Here is a 16,495-nt window from a genome sequence, read left to right as displayed (position 1 = left end):
ATAATTCTGTTGGCTTCCCGTCTGTTGGTACAGATCGGAAACCGGGGGATATTACGGGGTGGTACGGTTTTGTCACACCTTTTTACGCAGGTTTTACCCCGGCGGGATTCTATGCTCTGCTTCTTCTTCGCCCTGATCGCCAAGTCCGTGACGCAATAGCATGGGAATTTGGGAGAATGTGAAGATGAAAGACAAGGGCATGAACACCCAGAGCTTGGTCGCGAGCCAGCTTCCGAAATCGAGCGTCAGGCGTAGGGTTTCATTGAGTCCTGCAAGAAACAGGAAAAAGACACCCCAGTTGCGTGAGAGTTTCATCCAGCCATCGTCGTCGAGACCTTCGAATGCCGCTTCGAGCAATATCTTGAGCAGGGCCTTGCCTTTCCAGTATCCGATCAGAAGCGCTGCCGCGAAAAGCAGGTAAATTACCGTCGGCTTGATCTGGACATAAAAGGGATCGTGCAGGAAAATTGTCAGCGATCCAAACCCTACGATCAATGCAGTAGAGAGCCAGAGCATCGGTGACACCTTGCCCAGGCGCCACTTGGAGACTGCCAGTGCAATAACGGCTGCGACCATGAAGGAAATGGTGCCCCGTACTACGGCGAAAACTTCCCCGATCGCGTCGTTTCGATCATCTGGCGCATAGTATTTGTAGGCGAGGAAGAAGACGAGCAGCGGGCCATAATCCACCAGGAGGTTGAGCCAGCCCGATTTCGTTTTCTGTTTGCTTGCTTGCGTCGTCATTATGCGAGCCCTGTGATCACTTTGGCGACGAGGTCCGGGTCGAAGGGGCGCAAGTCATCCATAGTTTCACCAACGCCGATGGCATGAATAGGTAGCGCATATTTCTCTGCCGCAGCCACTAACACGCCACCGCGTGCAGTGCCATCCAGCTTGGTCATGATCAGCCCGGTCACTCCAGCGACTTCCTTGAATATCTCTATCTGGGAGAGTGCATTCTGGCCATTGGTGGCGTCAAGCACCAGTACCACATCGTGCGGGGCTTCGGGATTGAGGCGGCCCAGCACGCGGCGAATCTTCGCCAGTTCATCCATCAGTTCGGTCTTGTTCTGAAGGCGGCCGGCGGTGTCGACAATCAGTACGTCGCTGCCCTCTGCAGTCGCCTGTTTGACAGCGTCGAAAACGACGCTCGCCGGGTCGCCGCCTTCGGGGCCCTTGACGATGGTTATTCCCAGCCGCTCCGCCCAGACTGCTAACTGACCGATCGCCGCCGCACGAAATGTGTCGCCTGCGGCAAGCATGACGGAGTAATCCTCTTCCTGGAAGAGATGCGCCAGTTTGGCGATAGTGGTGGTCTTGCCGCTTCCGTTGACTCCGATGACCAGTACGACCTGAGGGCGAGGAAAGGCCGTGACTTCGAGCGGTTTGGCCACAGGCCGGAGAATGGCGGCGATTTCCTCTGCAACGGCTTCGCGGAGGCCCTGTTCGTCGATGTCTTTCCCAAAGCGCTGTTCGGCCAAGCGTTCACGAATGCGGGCGGCAGCGGTCGGGCCGAGATCGGACAGGATCAGGGCATCTTCGACATCGTCGAGCGTCGCATTGTCCAGTTTGGCAGTGCCGACCACGCCTGAAAGATTTCCGGACAACCTGTCCGATGTTTTGCGGAAACCACCTAGCAGGCGATCAGTCCAGCTTTGCCCGCTCATTGCAGCAGCCCTCTATCAAGTTGGGTCGGTTGGGTAGGAAGGATCATACCGGCGCGCGTGCCGTCAGGTACCTTCACGCGTGCGAAGTTCTCTGCATAGCCGGTACCGTCCATCTCGGCGAGTACGCTAAGATTTTGCCCCAGTTGCCGTTGTAGCCAGCGGTTACGCACGCGCGCGACCTCTTGTCGCAGTTGCGCCGCACGTGCCTTGATCGTCGCCTTGTCCACTTGGGGCATGCGGGCCGCCGGCGTGCCGGGGCGTGGAGAATAAGGGAAGATATGGCCGTGGACTATGTCGAGTTCGCCAATAATCGAAAGATTGGCTTCATGCATGGCTGCGTCCTCCGTAGGGAAGCCAGCAATGAGGTCGGCCCCCACGGCAAGGTTGGGACGGCGAGCTCGCAAGCCTTCCACCAGACGCACAGCATCGCTGCGAGTATGCCGCCGTTTCATACGTTTCAGGATCAGATCGTGTCCGTGCTGCAATGAGAGGTGAATGTGTGGCATCATACGCGGCTCGCCCGCGAATAGCTCGAACAATTCGTCATCTATCTCCACCCCATCCAGTGAAGACATACGCAATCGCTGCAATTGCGGAAAATAATCCAGAATCGCTCGCACCAGTGACCCGAGGGAGGGGGTGTCAGGCAGGTCACGTCCCCATGAAGTGACGTCGACACCGGTCAAGACAATTTCCGGAGCACCTTGGGCAAGGTGTTGCTCCACCTCCGCCAAAACCCGGGGAACGGTAAGGGATCGGCTTCGTCCGCGCCCCTGTGGGATGACGCAGAAGGTGCATGCATGGTCGCACCCATTCTGCACGGCGACAAATGCCCGCGTGTGTGATGTCGCTGGTGGGCGCGGGGCTTTGTCAGGAACGGGAACGTTCCACGCCCGCGCGTCCAGCTTGGCCGTATTGGGAATCAAGCCATCGACTTCGGGCATGGCTGCAAGTTGTTCGCGTTCAATATCTGCCGCACAACCTGTCACTAGCAGGCGCGCGTCAGGACGCTGCCTGCGGGCCTTGCGTATAGCCTGCCGGGTATGCCGTACCGCTTCTGACGTAACGGCGCAGCTGTTGACCACGACAATGTCGCTTTCCTCGGAAAGCAAAGAGAGAATCGTTTCGCTTTCCGCGATATTGAGCCGACATCCCAGGGAAATGACTTCTGCCTGCTTCGGCTCGCTCATGCGAAGCGATCCCATTCGAACGAGCCCCGGAAGGATTCCGTGGCAGGACCGGTCATGATAATGGAGTTATCGTCCATCCAGGCGATGGTCAGCGGACCACCCGGCAAGGTGACATCAACCGTCCGGTCGACAAGACCGCGCCGCATTGCGGCGATTGCGGTGGCGCAGGCGCCCGTGCCGCAGGCGAGGGTCAGACCTGCGCCACGTTCCCATACACGCAGGCGTATTGCATTGCGCGATGCGATGGTCGCCGCATTCACATTGACCCTTTCGGGAAAGAGGGGATCGTTTTCGATCAGCGGACCAAGCCTGTTGAGTTCGACGGCGTCCGTATCCGGGACGAAGAACACCACATGAGGATTGCCGACATTGACAGCGGCGGGATTGTTCAGATCTTCCCAGCCCACCGGCATGGACAGTGTATCCATGGCATAGGCGAGGGGAATTTCATCCCATCCGAAATGGGGAACGCCCATGTTGACCGCAATGCCATCACCGGCAGGGTGGGCTTCGATAACACCGCTGGCGGTCTCGATCCTGCAAGGCTTGCCATGAAGCAAGGCCACGGCCCTGCTGGCATTGCCGCAGGCCCCCACTTCGCTGCCATCCGGATTGAATATCCGCATTTTGAAGTCGGCCAAATTGCTGCTTTCGATCAACACCAACTGATCGCACCCGATCCCGGTGCGTCTATGGGCAAGAGCGGCCGCAATGCGGGCATCGATTGGCGGCAAAGCCAGCTCGCGTCCGTCGATTACGACGAAATCGTTGCCCAGACCGTGCATCTTGATGAAAGGAAAGCGCATAGCGCAGCGCATCTATTCGCTGGCGGCTCCGACGTCCAGTGGCGGCGGGATGCCTTCAGCCGACGATTTTGTGATCGGATGCCTTCACTGTCGGCGAAGTACGGACCTCTCCGGCCTTGCTGGCGTCGCTGACGATCAGGTTCCGGCTGGCAAGCAGTTCCTGTGTCGTTCGAGCATCCTGGGGCATGCCATAGAGGAAACCCTGGCCTTTCATCTTCCCTATCCGGCGCAGGAGCTGAAGAACCTTTTCGCTTTCAATACCTTCGGCGGTGATCGGCAAATTCAGTTCGTTACCGAGTGAAACGATCGCTTCGACCAGTTTGAGGTTGTTTTCATCTTCGGCGAGTTCGGTCACGAAGCTGCGATCGATTTTCAGGCGGTCGAAGGGAAGGGAGCGCAACTGGGCGAGGCAGGAGTAGCCCGTGCCGAAATCGTCCAGACTTACCTGAATGCCCTGATTCTTGAGGCTGGTGATCATGGAGCGCACCATGTTGATATCTTCGTGCAGGCAACTTTCGGTAATCTCGATCTCCAGCCGTTCTGGCGGAAAGCCCGCCTCGACCAGCATTCGCAGCAGCTTCTGTGCAAACCATGGGTCGCGCAATTGCACCGGGGAAATGTTGACTGAAAGGATCAGGGCGGGATCCCAGTCCTTGGCATCCTGAAGGGCTAGCTGGATCAGTTCTTCGGAAAGCTCCGCGATCACACCGATTTCTTCGGCTATGGGGATGAAAATTTCGGGTGAAATTTCTCCCAGTTGCGGGGAATGCCAACGGGCCAGCATTTCGAACCCTACCAGTTCGCCGGTGTCGAGATCGATCTGCTGCTGGTAATAGGGTGTGAATTCGCCTTCCTTGATGCCGCGGCGCATCCCGGTTTCCAGTTCACTGCGAACGCGCAATTCGCTTTCCATCGATCTGTCGAACCAGCTGTAGCGATCACGCCCGGTATTTTTCGCATGATACATTGCGATATCGGCTTCGTGGATCAGCTGCTCGTCGCTGAATGGCAGGCCCTTGTGCGTGCGCGCTATTCCAATCGACGCCGTGACTTCAGCAATTGTGCCATAAAGCCGGATGGGCTTGCCTACTGTCCCAAGGATGTTGGCGGCGGTGCGGTCGACATCTTCCGGATTGCTCGGATCAAATGCCCTGAAGCAGCAGAATTCGTCTCCGCCCAGTCGCGCGAGGCGCGCGTCGCCGGGAATAATGGCGGACACGCGTTGGGCAACCTCCACCAGAAGGCGATCACCCGCCTTGTGGCCGTTGAGGTCGTTGACGAGTTTGAACTTGTCGAGATCGAAAAGGAGTACCGCGATCTCGCGACCCTGCTGACTGGCCTCCTCAGCCATCTTCGCCATGATGGTGGAAATGCTGCGCCGGTTAAGGCAACCGGTGAGAGGGTCGGTTTGTGCGAGCTCTCTCGCCTGGGTTTCTGCCCGGCGTCGTTCATCGACCTCCTGCGCCAGCTCGCGGTAGCGGCGCCAGCCAAACAGAATGAGTGCAATGTTGAGCAACATGGCGCTGACCAGCAACTGATCGGGTGACCCGCCATAGCCCAGCCATGAGCGCACGATCTGGGAAATCGCCGAACCGCCAATGCCCACGAATAGCAGACACGCGGCAATGGCGATGCCAAGCACGACAACATCGCGATCGGCTCGCTCCAGCCGGTTGTCCGTCCGGTGTATATCCGGTTTTGCAGTTCCCAACGATTGCCCCCTGTCGGTCTGTCCGGACTTGTTTGCGCACAGGGGGTTGAAATTTTGGTTAAGACGGCATGTACGTATATTGCGGAGCCGGATCTCAGGGCGGCTTTGTCTACCCCTTCAAACCGATTTCCTGCAGGCGTTGCTGAAGGAATGCATCGGCGGTAATCGGCTCGCGATAACGATTGGGGTTCCGCGCGTCGATGCACTGGGCCAGCGTGGCAATTGTGAAATCGCTGCGTGGGTGGAGGAAGAAGGGCATCGCATAGCGGCTGCGCCGTGCTGCATCGCCTTGGGGATTGCGAACCCGATGAATGGTGGAAGGCAGGACATTATTGGTCAGCCGTTCGAGCATGTCCCCGACATTGACGACCAACGCCCCTTCAGGTGGCTCGACCGCTAGCCATTTGCCGTCTCTGCCAAGTAACTCCAGCCCTGACTCTTCGGCCCCGAGAAGCAGAGTTATCAGGTTGATGTCACCATGGGCAGCGGCGCGTACCGCACCCCGATCATCCGCCTCGACCGGAGGATAGTGCAGCAGCCGGAGCACCGAGTTACCCATATCTGCAACCGGTTCAAACCAGTTCATCGGAAGTTGCAGATGGAGGGCAATGCGCGACAGGATGATGCGCCCCACGCGATCCATTTCCGAAAACAGGGTTTTGAATGTTGTCTCGAAGCCCTCAGGCCTATCCGGCCATATATTGACGGGCATGGAGGGGCTCAGCAGCGGGTGTCCTTCGGGAAGTTCGCGACCGATGTGCCAGAATTCCTTGAGATCGCCGAGATTCTCTCCTTTGGCGACCTCCGTGCCGAACGGCGTATAGCCTCTGGCCCCGCCGCCGCCCGGAATGTGATAGCGGCGTTTTTCCTCGTCCGTGCGGTGGAAGAAAAGCCGGGTGAGATTCCATGCTCGGTCAACCAATTTCGCGTCCAGCCCATGGTCGCAGACCATAGCGAAACCGAAGCATTCAAAACTTTCCCCCAGCCGCCTTGCAAATGCTTGCGGTTCGTCGGCGAGCGAGAGGATGGGGAGAGATTGGAGCGTCATGTGGCCGTCGGCGCTGTTTGGAGTTAAGGCCCGTCCCTATCGTGAAACGGGAGCATATGCATGAGCAAAAGCTATTGGCTTATGAAGTCCGAGCCGGATGCCTATAGCTGGGATGATCTGGTATCCGAAGGCGAGGGGACCTGGGACGGTGTCCGCAACCATCGTGCGGCCAACAATTTGCGCGCGATGAAAGTCGGCGATCAGGCGTTTTTCTATCATTCCAACATCGGCAAGGAAATCGTCGGAATTGTCGAGATCAGCGTGGAAGGAATTGCCGATCCATCCGACCCCGAAGGCAAATGGGCTGCGGTAAAGGTCAAGCCGGTGCGCAAGCTGGCCCAACCGGTGACGCTGAAGGCTGTGAAGGCCAATCCCGCGCTGGAAGATATGGAACTTGTGCGCCTCTCCCGCCTTTCCGTTGCCGAAGTTCGCCCGGAAGAATGGCGTGAAGTACTTTCGATGGCCGGGGAATAATTTTCGCGCGGTATATTCCGGTTCAATCAGGCAGGGAGTGTCCCATCCTGCAACGGTCGGGGACAATGCCTGCTCCGGGGCTTCCTAATGGTTAGCATTTGGTTAAGGTCAGGGGAATATGAGGCGTTCCCTTGTCCTGACCAATGAAGCAGCCCGACATCCGTTTCTGGCGTCGCTTCCACCACATGTGCGCAGCGCAGGCACACCAGTCGCTGCTCGCCCCAGGCGTAAGCGGGGTCTCTCGCTGAACGATTTGCGGGATTTCATGATGACGTATTGTGCGAGCTTCGTCGCAGTCATCATTTTCATTTACTGAATATCGGCAACAGTCAGTGGCCGGACGGAACGTCGGGACACGCCGAGGCGCACTCCGCCTGATGCAGTATCCTGCCAAACCATGCGGATATGATGCACATCCCTGCGCTAAGCAGCAATTGGTCGGCAATGGCCACGCCCAGTGCGCTCAATGATATCGCCAGCACCGATCCGGCGACCATTGCTCCGGAATTGACGATATTATTGGCTGCAATCGTCCGGGCTGCTTGTGAGGGTTCCACCCTTGTGGTGAGGAACGCATAGAGCGGAACGACGAACATCCCCCCCGACACGGCAATGCCCAGCAAGGTCAGCAGGAGTGGGATGGCGAGTGGCTGTGCAACAAATTCGCTTATGTCCAGCAATTTCCCTCCGGTATCGACATGCCAAGCGCGGCACACGAGATGGAAGGCCACTACGAACAGTCCCATGATGAGAACGGAGGCCGGAGCGAAGCGGGCCGATACGTTGCCTTTCAGAAGAGCGTTGATCGACATCGAACCGATCGCCACGCCGACCGAGAAGATAACCAGAAACAGGCTGGCGACTTCCTTGCTCGCCATCAGGACATTCTTCGCCAACGGCGGAAACTGGATGAACAGGACCGCTCCGATCGTCCAGAAGAAGCTGATCGCGAGAATCGCGTAGTAAACGCAGCTTTCGTGCATCGTGTTACGCACCAATGCGATTGAGGCACGAATTACGTGGTGATCGAGAGGTTGCTGCTCGGTCATGGGCGGGGCCGGGGGGACCGCCCTGCTGGTCAGATAACCGATCACCGCCGTCACGACGACCGCCCCGGCTGCCCATTCCACCGGAATCCAGCCGGCCAGAATGGTCCCGGCCAGAACGGCCATATATGTGCCTGCTTCCACCAGGCCTGTACCTGCCAGCACTTCTTCTTTCTTCAGATGCTGGGGCAGGATGGCGTATTTGATCGGTCCGAAGAAAGTCGAGTGAATCCCCATGGCGAAGAGGGCGAGCAACATGAGCGGGATCGCCACCATTCCGGTCATCAGGCCATGCCATGCCAGAACGAGCCCGGTAGCCCCGCACAGCATGATGAGGATTTCGCAGGCCTTGATTATTCGGATGATCCGGGCCTTGTCACGCATGTCGGCCAGTTGTCCGGACAGGGCGGAAAGGACGAAAAAGGGCAGGATGAATACGCCTGATGCAATAGCGCTGAATTTTGCCTCCGCCGCCTCGGAGTTATAGACGCTGTACACGACGAACAGCACCATGGCGTTCTTGTACAGGTTGTCGTTGAAGGCGTTCAGCAACTGCGTCACGAACAGCGGCAGGAAGCGCCGCCGGCGCAGGAGATGCGTCGATGTTGTCATGAATGCTTGCCAGATACCTCTCGCTCGTGTGAAAGCCTAGCGTCATGACCGGGATCGACAAGGGATTTTCAGGAACTTTTGCAAGAAAACAGGGGCTGGATCGCCGCGGGTCAATGCTAACCTTACCTAATATCCTTACTCTTTCGCGTATTTTCGCGGTTCCCTTGCTCGCGTTCCTGTTGTGGTGGCCGGGCTGGGCGCTGGGTTACGGCCTGGCTTTTGCGCTTTATTGCCTGATGGGCATCACGGATTATTTCGACGGGCTGCTGGCGCGGTCCAGTGGCGCCGTGTCCAAGCTTGGCATTTTCCTGGATCCCATTGCCGATAAAATCATGGTTGCGGCGGTCATTCTCGTCCTGACGGCACAGGGCGTCCTGCGCGGTCCCTATGTCGGAGACATGCACGTGATCGCGGGCCTGATTATCCTGATCCGCGAGATAGCTGTTTCAGGCCTCCGGGAGTTTCTGGGCGGATTGCAGGTGTCGATGCCGGTATCGAAGCTGGCTAAATGGAAAACGACCTTCCAGCTCGTGGCCTTGGGGGCGTTGATTCTGGGCCGCGCATTACCAGGATGGAATGTTGCCTTTGGCGGAATCGTGATGAATTTGCCGCACACTGTTGGGCTGGCGACGTTATGGGCGGCTGCGGTGCTGACGCTTGTAACCGGCTGGGACTACCTGAGGGTAGGGCTTCGCCACATGGATTGATCTCCTTCCAGGTTTCTGTCGGAAGCTTCATTCCTGCAACTGCCGGAATTCCGGTTCGTTCACCTGAGTAGATACGAGAAGCATGGTCATCCCGCCGATGCGGTGGCGACCAGTTCTGCATCTTCAATATCCCTGAGCGGTGCACGTCAGGCATCAGTTCGCCGCACGAAGCACTCGAATTACCCAAACAACCCTTACGATCGCGGGAACCATTCATTTGGTCGAGAGGTTTGGCTGAACACGCAGGCGGTCCATAGTGAAGCTACATAAAGGGGGCTCCGGCAGCCGGATACGCCATAATGGGGGCGGCAGTCGGACGAAAAGCTGCGATTTCGCAGGCCCGGTAATTCGAGTTTGAAGGAGTTGCGCAATGAATGTGATGTCCAAACGATCCAAAGTTCTTATGCTGTTTGCCCTGCTTGCCGGAACGGCGCCGGCAGGCCTGGCGGCCCAACCGCAGGATCGGCCTGATGCCGACCTTTCGGCAACGGTCTATGCTGACGCACCTGAAATGACCCAAGGACCGGAGATTGAAGGCATTATTTCCGCGCTTAGTGATAACAGGATGCAGGTTACGTCTGCCGATGGGACAGACACGATTATCACGATCAACGATGAAACCCGGATCAAGTCGAGTGGCGGATTTCTGGGTTTAAGCCGTAATGAACTGGCGCCCGGTTCACTGCTCAACGGTCTACCTGTCACTGTCGAGACGCTGCAATGGAGCGGCGGTCTGGTGGCGAGCCAGATCGATCTCAAGAACAAGGACCTCAAGACTGCTGCGATGATCCGCAGCGGCACTGACCAGCGGTTTGCCGAACAGACCGCAGCGACGGAAGCGCTTCGCGGCCGGATGGGCGATATCGATAAGTATAACGTCAAGAGCACGACCAACGTGAACTTCGATATCGGGAAGGCCGTGCTGTCGCCTCAGGCGAAAAACGATCTCTGCGCCACGGCCACGATGGCCGAGGGAATGGACAATGCCTTGCTGCTTGTCGTCGGCTATACCGATTCAACAGGAAGTCAGGAATACAATCAATTGCTTAGTGAAAAGCGAGCCGGACGGGTCGTCAATTATCTTCAGCAGGTTTGCGGCTGGAAACCGTATCGCATGCTGACACCGACGGGGATGGCCGAGGCGGACCCGCTGGCGAGCAATGACACGGTCTCAGGCAAGGCGCAGAACCGTCGTGTTGCCGTAAATGTTCTTGTCAGCAAGGGGCTGGACGGTTTGTGATATCCCTACGGGGTGGGCTTTGCCCACCCCGGTTCTCCACTTGAAAGAAAGGGCGATTTCCCACGCTGCGGGATTCAACCCGATTGCGTTCGCACAAACGTGATATTTGGGAAAGGGCCGTGTTCAGAAAGCTCTGCTTGCCGTTATTCGGAAGGTGCTGTTCCCGGTCGTAAATATGCGAACATATGAGTGACATAGTCAGCTTTGCCGAGATCGATGCCCTGATTACGCAAGATCGCGTATGCGATCATGATGTGAAAATAGAATTGGCCGAGGGTCCAGTCGCGAGCATATTGCTGCGCTGTCAAATCGAATACGATCCCCATTGGCAATGCATGGGCAATCGGCCTGTCTGGATCGCCTTCCTCGGTATCTGCGGATAGCGTTTTGACCAAAGAGACGGTCTCATCGATTCTTGTCTTGGCCTCTGCCAGTGTGCCAGGCTGCTCGCCAGCGTTGCGTCCTTCGTCGAGCAGCAGGTCTATCGCTGGGGGAAACTCCTCTCCTCTCAGTCGGTACATGCCCTCTTGCGCTTGTACGCATGCAAATCGGACTTGCGTCGACAGCGGGAACATGTCCGGAGCAAGCTTTGCGGAAAGCAAAGCTTCCGCTTCCTCGGGCGGCAATTGTTTTGCCGCCTTCTCGAGCCAGTTCGACAGCGCCGTCAGCATCTGGACATAGGTGGGGACGAGCAGGTCTGTCGGTGTCATTATGGCCCTCTGCCAAGCCCTGAATGGGCCCCAAGCTTGCTTTTATCGATAGAAGAAGTTCGGTTCCGGCGCCAGTGGCCGGGGCAATGATGGTTGCATTGTCGGATCGGATAAGCAGCATGTCCGAGCAAGAGGGCATATTAAATGATTCGACTTGGTGGAATTTTCACTTAAGCCTAGCAATGGCCGATTGCACGGGACAGTCGGCTGGCGTGACAGGCGCGGAATATCCTGAATTTCCAATCCCGCTCAGGATGATCGCAATGCAGCGCCTCGCCCAGTTTGACGTCAGTCGGCAATTCGTCTCCCGCCCCGGGAAAATTGCGGCGCAGCTTGTGTTTGGCTGTATTTGCGCCATCGCGATGATCGGCATCAGACGGGTATTCGATATCTGGGCACCGACAGCGGGACCTTTTGCGCTGATCTATCCCACCATTCTGCTGGCGACTCTCTATGGACATCTGCTTGCAGGACTGACCGCGTTTGCCCTCACTTTCTTCTGGGCCTGGTATGCCGTTCTACCGGCCCAGTATTCGCTCGATTTTGCAGAGCCGGCCGATGCGGAGCGTGTTGTTTTGAATGCGTTATGCTGCATGGTCCTGGTCGTATTTTCAGAAGCATTTCGTCGGGCTGCGCAAAGTACGATGGAGCAGATACAGGGGGCCGCTGATCGCAGGCTGACCCTGCTTGCCGAGTTGGAGCATCGCACGAAGAACAATTTTGCACTCGTCGCCAGCATGCTGGAAATCCAGAAGCGGCGTTTGCCCGACACCTCTTTGCATGGTCCACTCGACGATGCCGCCGGTCGCGTACGCACCTTTGCGGATGCGTATTCCCATCTCGCAAGCGAGCACTGGGAAGAGAGCGAGATTGCGATCAAGCCATATCTCAATGCACTGCTTGACCGGATAGAGAGAGCTGCCGTTCCTGCGCATGTTCAGATTTATCGGGAGATCGATCCGCTGACACTGCCCGGGGAAATCGCGGTCGCGATTGGCCTCTATGTCAACGAAGCGATGGCAAACTGCCTCAAGTATGCGTTCCCGGAAGAGCGTAAAGGCACGATTGGGGTGTATTTCCACGTGTCTGATGGCGAATGGCGTTTGACAATCGATGACGATGGCGCGGGTCTGGATGGCGAGGCGCCGTCCGATGGCGGACTTGGGTCGAACCTTATGAGGGCGTTCGCACAACAGGCAGGCGCGACACACTCTGCAGGGGCTGTAGAGGGGGGATATCGCGCGGAATTGATTCAGGAGTCTTGAAGGGCAGGGGGGCTATCCTGCCCGCAACTCCTCAGCCAACATCTGAAATTCATCGCTGCGCGGAGAATTCTTGCGCCAGACGAGCATGATTTCGCGACTTGCACTTTTCGATTTCAAGGGCCGTGCCACCACTTCAGTGCCGCTGAGAATGCCTGCGTCCAATGCCATTTTCGGCACGATGGTCAGGCCAAGGCCATTGTCGACCATCTGGACCAGTGTGTGCAGGCTGGTGCCGATCATCGTGGCACTCGCTCGCAGTTCAGGGCGATTGCATGCGGCGAGAGCATGTTCTTTCAAGCAGTGCCCGTCTTCCAGCAACAGTAAACGGCCTTCGTCGATCATTGCCGGAGGGACCTCGTCTGGCGGGTTGCGCGGATCGTCCTTGGGAAAGGCGACATAGAGCGGATCGTCGCAGATCTTCGCTGCTTCCACGTCGCCCGTAGCGAAGGGAAGGGCCAGCAGCACGCAATCGGCCCTGCCGTGGTGAAGCGACTCGATGGCATCGGCGCTGGTCTCTTCGCGCAGGAACAGCTTGAGCTGCGGTCGTTCCTTGCGCAGCCGTGGCAGGATGCGTGGCAACAGGAACGGTGCAATGGTGGGGATTACGCTCATCCGCAATTCGCCGGCCAAAGGCTGCCCTGCGGACTGGACGAGTTCGGACAACTCCTCTGCTTCGCGCAGCAGACGATGGGCCTTGGCGACGACGGCATTGCCAAGCGGGGTGAACCGAACGACCCGGCGGCTACGCTCCACCAGAGTTACCCCTAGCAGCGATTCAAGCTCACGCAGGCCCGCTGAAAGAGTGGATTGGGAAACAAAACAGCTTTCCGCCGCGCGGCCGAAATGGCTGTGCTCATGCAGTGCAACCAGATATTGCAGCTGCTTGAGCGTCGGCAGGTAGGTGCTCATGCAGTTCCGACCATGCTTTCCGTCATTTCATCGATGTGCGTCATTTTGAGCTTCCCGTCGAGTACTGCGAAAGCCAGTCTTCCTTCGACCAGTTCCAGCGCATCTCTACCGAACATCTCGAAACGCCAGCCTTGCAGTACCGGGAGGTTGCGGATGCCTGCCGCAAGAGCTTCCAGTTCGTCGCTGCGTGTGAGGAGACGGGTTGCGACGTCGATTTCCCTGGACCTGATCTTGAGCAGCAGTTTGAGAAGATCGGCCACCAATGCCCCTTCCTTGCCGAGAGGGGCGCCGCGTGGTGTCTTGGCGGGCATTTCATCATGCGGCAGGGCTTCGGCATCCTTGAGCGTACGCATTAATCGCTTGCCGATTTCGTTGTCCGTCCAGGTTTGCGAAAGGCCGCGGACCTTGGCGAGGTCTGCCTGCTTGCCCGGCGGGTTGCTGGCAAGGTCGGCCAGGGTTTCATCCCGCATGATCCTGCCGCGCGGGATATTCTTGTCCTGCGCTTCCAGTTCTCGCCATGCGGCCAGTGCCTTCAGCCGCCCGAGAACTTGCGGATTGCGGCCAGGTGCGCGAATCTTGCGCCATGCGCGTGAGGGATCGTTGCGATAGTTGTCCGGATCGGCGAGATTTTCCATCTCGATATCCAGCCATTCGCCGCGACCGGTCTTGATCAGACGCTTCAGCATCTTTGGAAAGATCTTTGACAGGTGCGTTACGTCGCCGATCGCATATTCGATCTGCCGGTCGGTCAGCGGGCGGCGTGACCAGTCTGTAAAGCGGGCACCCTTGTCGATCGTAAAGCCCAACCAGCTCTCGACGAGATTGGCATAACCGATCTGCTCGGACTGGCTGATCGCCATCATGGCAATTTGCGTGTCGAAGATCGGGTGGGGAGTGCGTCCGGTCAGGTTGTAGATGATTTCGACGTCCTGACCGCCTGCATGGAAGACTTTGAGCACATCCTCATTGTCGGTCAGAAGATCGAGGAGAGGGGTCAAATCGATCCCGGGAGCCAGGGGATCGATCGCCGCAGCTTCCTTGTCATCGGCGATCTGGACCAGGCATAATTCCGGCCAATACGTATTCTCGCGCATGAATTCCGTATCGACGGTGACGAAGTCAGCCTTTGCGAGCCGGGAGCAGATATCTGCGAGTTCGTCGGTTTTTGTTATGAGCTTGTGTATCTTCATCTGACAGTTTCTGGTTATGGCAAAGGATGGCCTGGCCACCCGGCGCGGGTTGACAAAATCGCCGCGTTACCCTGTTAGCGCCGCCTTCCCCCTGCCCGATTGCAGGCAAATTGGAAAGAGTTTCGATGGTGCATCCTTATCGTTCCCACACTTGCGGCGCCTTGACCAAGGCTGATGTCGGGCAAACTGTCCGTCTTTCGGGATGGGTGCATCGCAAGCGTGACCATGGCGGCGTGCTGTTTGTCGATCTGCGAGATCACTATGGGATCACCCAGATCGTGGCGGATGAAGACAGTCCCGCACTGAGTCTGCTCGATGGTCTGCGCCTTGAAAGCGTCGTAACCATCGACGGCGAAGTAAAAGCCCGCAATGATGCGACTGTGAATCCGAATCTGGCGACAGGCGAGATCGAAGTCTTCGCCCGTTCCGTCGATGTGCAGAGTCGTTCGGAAGAATTGCCGATGCCGGTTGCCGGGGAACAGGAATATCCTGAGGATATTCGTCTCAAATACCGTTTCCTCGATCTGCGGCGCGAAACGTTGCACGCCAACATTGTTACCCGCACGAAAATCATTTCCGACATGCGCCGGCGAATGGAAAGCGCGGGGTTCACTGAATATTCGACTCCGATTCTCACGGCATCCAGCCCTGAAGGCGCGCGCGACTTCCTCGTTCCCAGCCGCATTCATGCCGGTAAGTTCTATGCGCTTCCGCAGGCTCCGCAACAATACAAGCAGTTGCTGATGGTTGCGGGCTTCGATCGCTATTTCCAGATTGCTCCTTGTTTCCGTGACGAAGATCCGCGTGCCGATCGCCTGCCGGGTGAGTTCTATCAGCTCGATCTTGAAATGAGCTTCGTCACTCAGGAAGAAATCTGGGAGACGATGGAACCTGTCATTGCAGGCGTATTCGAAACATTTGCCAACGGCCAGCATGTCACTCCGTCAGGGAGTTTCCCGCGCATTCCCTATGCCGAATCCATGCTGAAATATGGCACGGACAAGCCGGATTTGCGCAATCCGTTGATTATTTCGGACGTGACCAAACATTTCGAGCAATCCGGCTTCGGCCTGTTCGAGAAAATCGTCGGATCGGGCGGAGTCGTGCGGGTGATTCCTGCACCCAACACAGCTGACAAGAGTCGCAAGTTCTTTGATGACATGAACAACTGGGCGCGTGGCGAGGGATTTGCCGGGCTTGGTTATGTCACCCGCAAGGGTGGTGAATTCGGTGGGCCGATTGCCAAAAACCACGGTGCAGACCGGATGGAGCAGCTCTATGATGAGCTCGGGCTCGGGCCTGACGATGGCCTGTTCTTCGCCGCAGGCAAGGAAGATGGGGCCGCCAAGCTGGCCGGTGCCGCACGAATTCGCGTCGGTGAAGAACTGGATCTGATCGAGAAGGGCCGGTTCGAACTGGCCTGGATTGTGGATTTCCCGTTCTACGAATGGGACGAAGATGAAAAGAAGGTGGAATTCAGCCACAACCCCTTCTCAATGCCGCAGGGCGGAATGGATGCACTGCAGGGGCAGGACCCGCTCACTATCAAGGCGTTTCAGTACGACCTCGTCTGCAACGGCTACGAAATCGCTTCCGGTTCGATCCGTAACCACATGCCGGAAACGATGGTGAAGGCCTTTGAACTGGTTGGCCTGTCGAAGCAGGATGTGGAGGATCGTTTCGGCGGCCTTTATCGCGCCTTTCAGTATGGGGCGCCGCCGCATGGCGGGATGGCCGCCGGTGTCGATCGGATGGTCATGTTGTTGTGCGGCGCGGTGAACTTGCGTGAAATCACGCTGTTCCCGATGAACCAGCGGGCGGAAGACCTGCTGATGGGGGCGCCGAATACAGCGGAACCGCGCCAATTGCGCGAACTGCATTTGCGAATTGTCGAGCCGCCCAAGCCACAGGCCTGATAAC

The 16,495-nt window shown here is 57.5% G+C and carries 16 protein-coding genes; 6 read left to right on the top strand and 10 right to left on the bottom strand.

The features are described from left to right. Window positions 1–93: 93 nt before the first annotated feature. The 6 genes from MB02_RS05425 to MB02_RS05400 form a co-directional block, all read right to left on the bottom strand. The gene (locus MB02_RS05425) at window positions 94–744 is read right to left on the bottom strand and encodes an inner membrane-spanning protein YciB (protein ID WP_067533605.1); all 651 of its coding nucleotides are present in this window, start codon (window positions 742–744) and stop codon (window positions 94–96) included. Beyond that, window positions 744–1,667: a signal recognition particle-docking protein FtsY gene (ftsY, locus tag MB02_RS05420; protein WP_067533602.1), complete on the bottom strand. Its 924-nt coding sequence runs from the start codon at window positions 1,665–1,667 to the stop codon at window positions 744–746. Before ftsY ends, MB02_RS05425 begins: the two co-directional genes overlap by 1 nt. Further along, on the bottom strand, window positions 1,664–2,857 hold the full coding sequence (mtaB, locus tag MB02_RS05415) for a tRNA (N(6)-L-threonylcarbamoyladenosine(37)-C(2))-methylthiotransferase MtaB (RefSeq protein WP_067533600.1): 1,194 nt from the start codon (window positions 2,855–2,857) through the stop codon (window positions 1,664–1,666). The genes ftsY and mtaB overlap by 4 nt, the downstream gene beginning before the upstream one ends. Continuing rightward, on the bottom strand, window positions 2,854–3,663 hold the full coding sequence (gene dapF, locus MB02_RS05410) for a diaminopimelate epimerase (RefSeq protein ID WP_067533597.1): 810 nt from the start codon (window positions 3,661–3,663) through the stop codon (window positions 2,854–2,856). Before dapF ends, mtaB begins: the two co-directional genes overlap by 4 nt. Before the next feature lie 55 nt (window positions 3,664–3,718). Beyond that, a complete protein-coding gene (locus MB02_RS05405; protein ID WP_156495423.1) occupies window positions 3,719–5,374 on the bottom strand; it encodes a putative bifunctional diguanylate cyclase/phosphodiesterase in 1,656 nt (551 codons plus the stop codon). 109 nt (window positions 5,375–5,483) lie between these two features. Next, window positions 5,484–6,422, bottom strand: a complete 939-nt coding sequence (locus tag MB02_RS05400) for an isopenicillin N synthase family dioxygenase (protein ID WP_067533594.1) — start codon at window positions 6,420–6,422, stop codon at window positions 5,484–5,486. A 60-nt stretch (window positions 6,423–6,482) separates the two neighbouring features. On the opposite strand from MB02_RS05400, the gene MB02_RS05395 reads away from it, so the two are divergent. Continuing rightward, window positions 6,483–6,896 (top strand): EVE domain-containing protein, encoded by a 414-nt coding sequence (locus MB02_RS05395; RefSeq protein ID WP_067533591.1) that lies wholly within the window; start codon window positions 6,483–6,485, stop codon window positions 6,894–6,896. A 118-nt stretch (window positions 6,897–7,014) separates the two neighbouring features. Continuing rightward, complete coding sequence (locus MB02_RS17410) at window positions 7,015–7,212, top strand: hypothetical protein (RefSeq protein ID WP_082825976.1); 198 nt, start codon at window positions 7,015–7,017, stop codon at window positions 7,210–7,212. A 13-nt stretch (window positions 7,213–7,225) separates the two neighbouring features. Here the strand turns inward: MB02_RS17410 and MB02_RS05390 are convergent, their stop codons facing one another. Then, window positions 7,226–8,554, bottom strand: a complete 1,329-nt coding sequence (locus tag MB02_RS05390) for an MFS transporter (RefSeq protein WP_067533587.1) — start codon at window positions 8,552–8,554, stop codon at window positions 7,226–7,228. Between the two features lie 113 nt (window positions 8,555–8,667). Here MB02_RS05390 and pgsA point away from each other — a divergent pair, with 113 nt between their 5' ends. Together pgsA and MB02_RS05380 are read left to right on the top strand one after the other, a co-directional pair. Next, entirely contained in the window at window positions 8,668–9,261 is a 594-nt protein-coding gene (gene pgsA, locus MB02_RS05385; protein WP_067534180.1) for a CDP-diacylglycerol--glycerol-3-phosphate 3-phosphatidyltransferase, read from the top strand. 370 nt (window positions 9,262–9,631) lie between these two features. After that, complete coding sequence (locus MB02_RS05380; RefSeq protein ID WP_067533584.1) at window positions 9,632–10,501, top strand: OmpA family protein; 870 nt, start codon at window positions 9,632–9,634, stop codon at window positions 10,499–10,501. Between the two features lie 143 nt (window positions 10,502–10,644). Here MB02_RS05380 and MB02_RS05375 read toward each other — a convergent pair whose 3' ends face one another. Further along, complete coding sequence (locus tag MB02_RS05375; protein ID WP_067533582.1) at window positions 10,645–11,211, bottom strand: DUF1993 domain-containing protein; 567 nt, start codon at window positions 11,209–11,211, stop codon at window positions 10,645–10,647. Between the two features lie 263 nt (window positions 11,212–11,474). On the opposite strand from MB02_RS05375, the gene MB02_RS05370 reads away from it, so the two are divergent. Continuing rightward, window positions 11,475–12,476 (top strand): sensor histidine kinase, encoded by a 1,002-nt coding sequence (locus MB02_RS05370; RefSeq protein ID WP_067534176.1) that lies wholly within the window; start codon window positions 11,475–11,477, stop codon window positions 12,474–12,476. A gap of 12 nt (window positions 12,477–12,488) precedes the next feature. Here the strand turns inward: MB02_RS05370 and MB02_RS05365 are convergent, their stop codons facing one another. After that, window positions 12,489–13,385 (bottom strand): hydrogen peroxide-inducible genes activator, encoded by an 897-nt coding sequence (locus tag MB02_RS05365; RefSeq protein ID WP_067533578.1) that lies wholly within the window; start codon window positions 13,383–13,385, stop codon window positions 12,489–12,491. Next, a complete protein-coding gene (gene rnd / locus MB02_RS05360) occupies window positions 13,382–14,575 on the bottom strand; it encodes a ribonuclease D (protein ID WP_067533575.1) in 1,194 nt (397 codons plus the stop codon). The genes MB02_RS05365 and rnd overlap by 4 nt, the downstream gene beginning before the upstream one ends. A 125-nt stretch (window positions 14,576–14,700) precedes the next feature. On the opposite strand from rnd, the gene aspS reads away from it, so the two are divergent. Beyond that, window positions 14,701–16,491: an aspartate--tRNA ligase gene (gene aspS, locus MB02_RS05355; protein WP_067533572.1), complete on the top strand. Its 1,791-nt coding sequence runs from the start codon at window positions 14,701–14,703 to the stop codon at window positions 16,489–16,491. Window positions 16,492–16,495: the final 4 nt, after the last annotated feature.

Source organism: Croceicoccus estronivorus, assembly GCF_001625325.1.
GTDB lineage: Bacteria > Pseudomonadota > Alphaproteobacteria > Sphingomonadales > Sphingomonadaceae > Caenibius > Caenibius estronivorus.
Note: the sequence above shows the minus strand (reverse complement) of the source record. Positions and strands in the feature narration are given on the sequence as shown.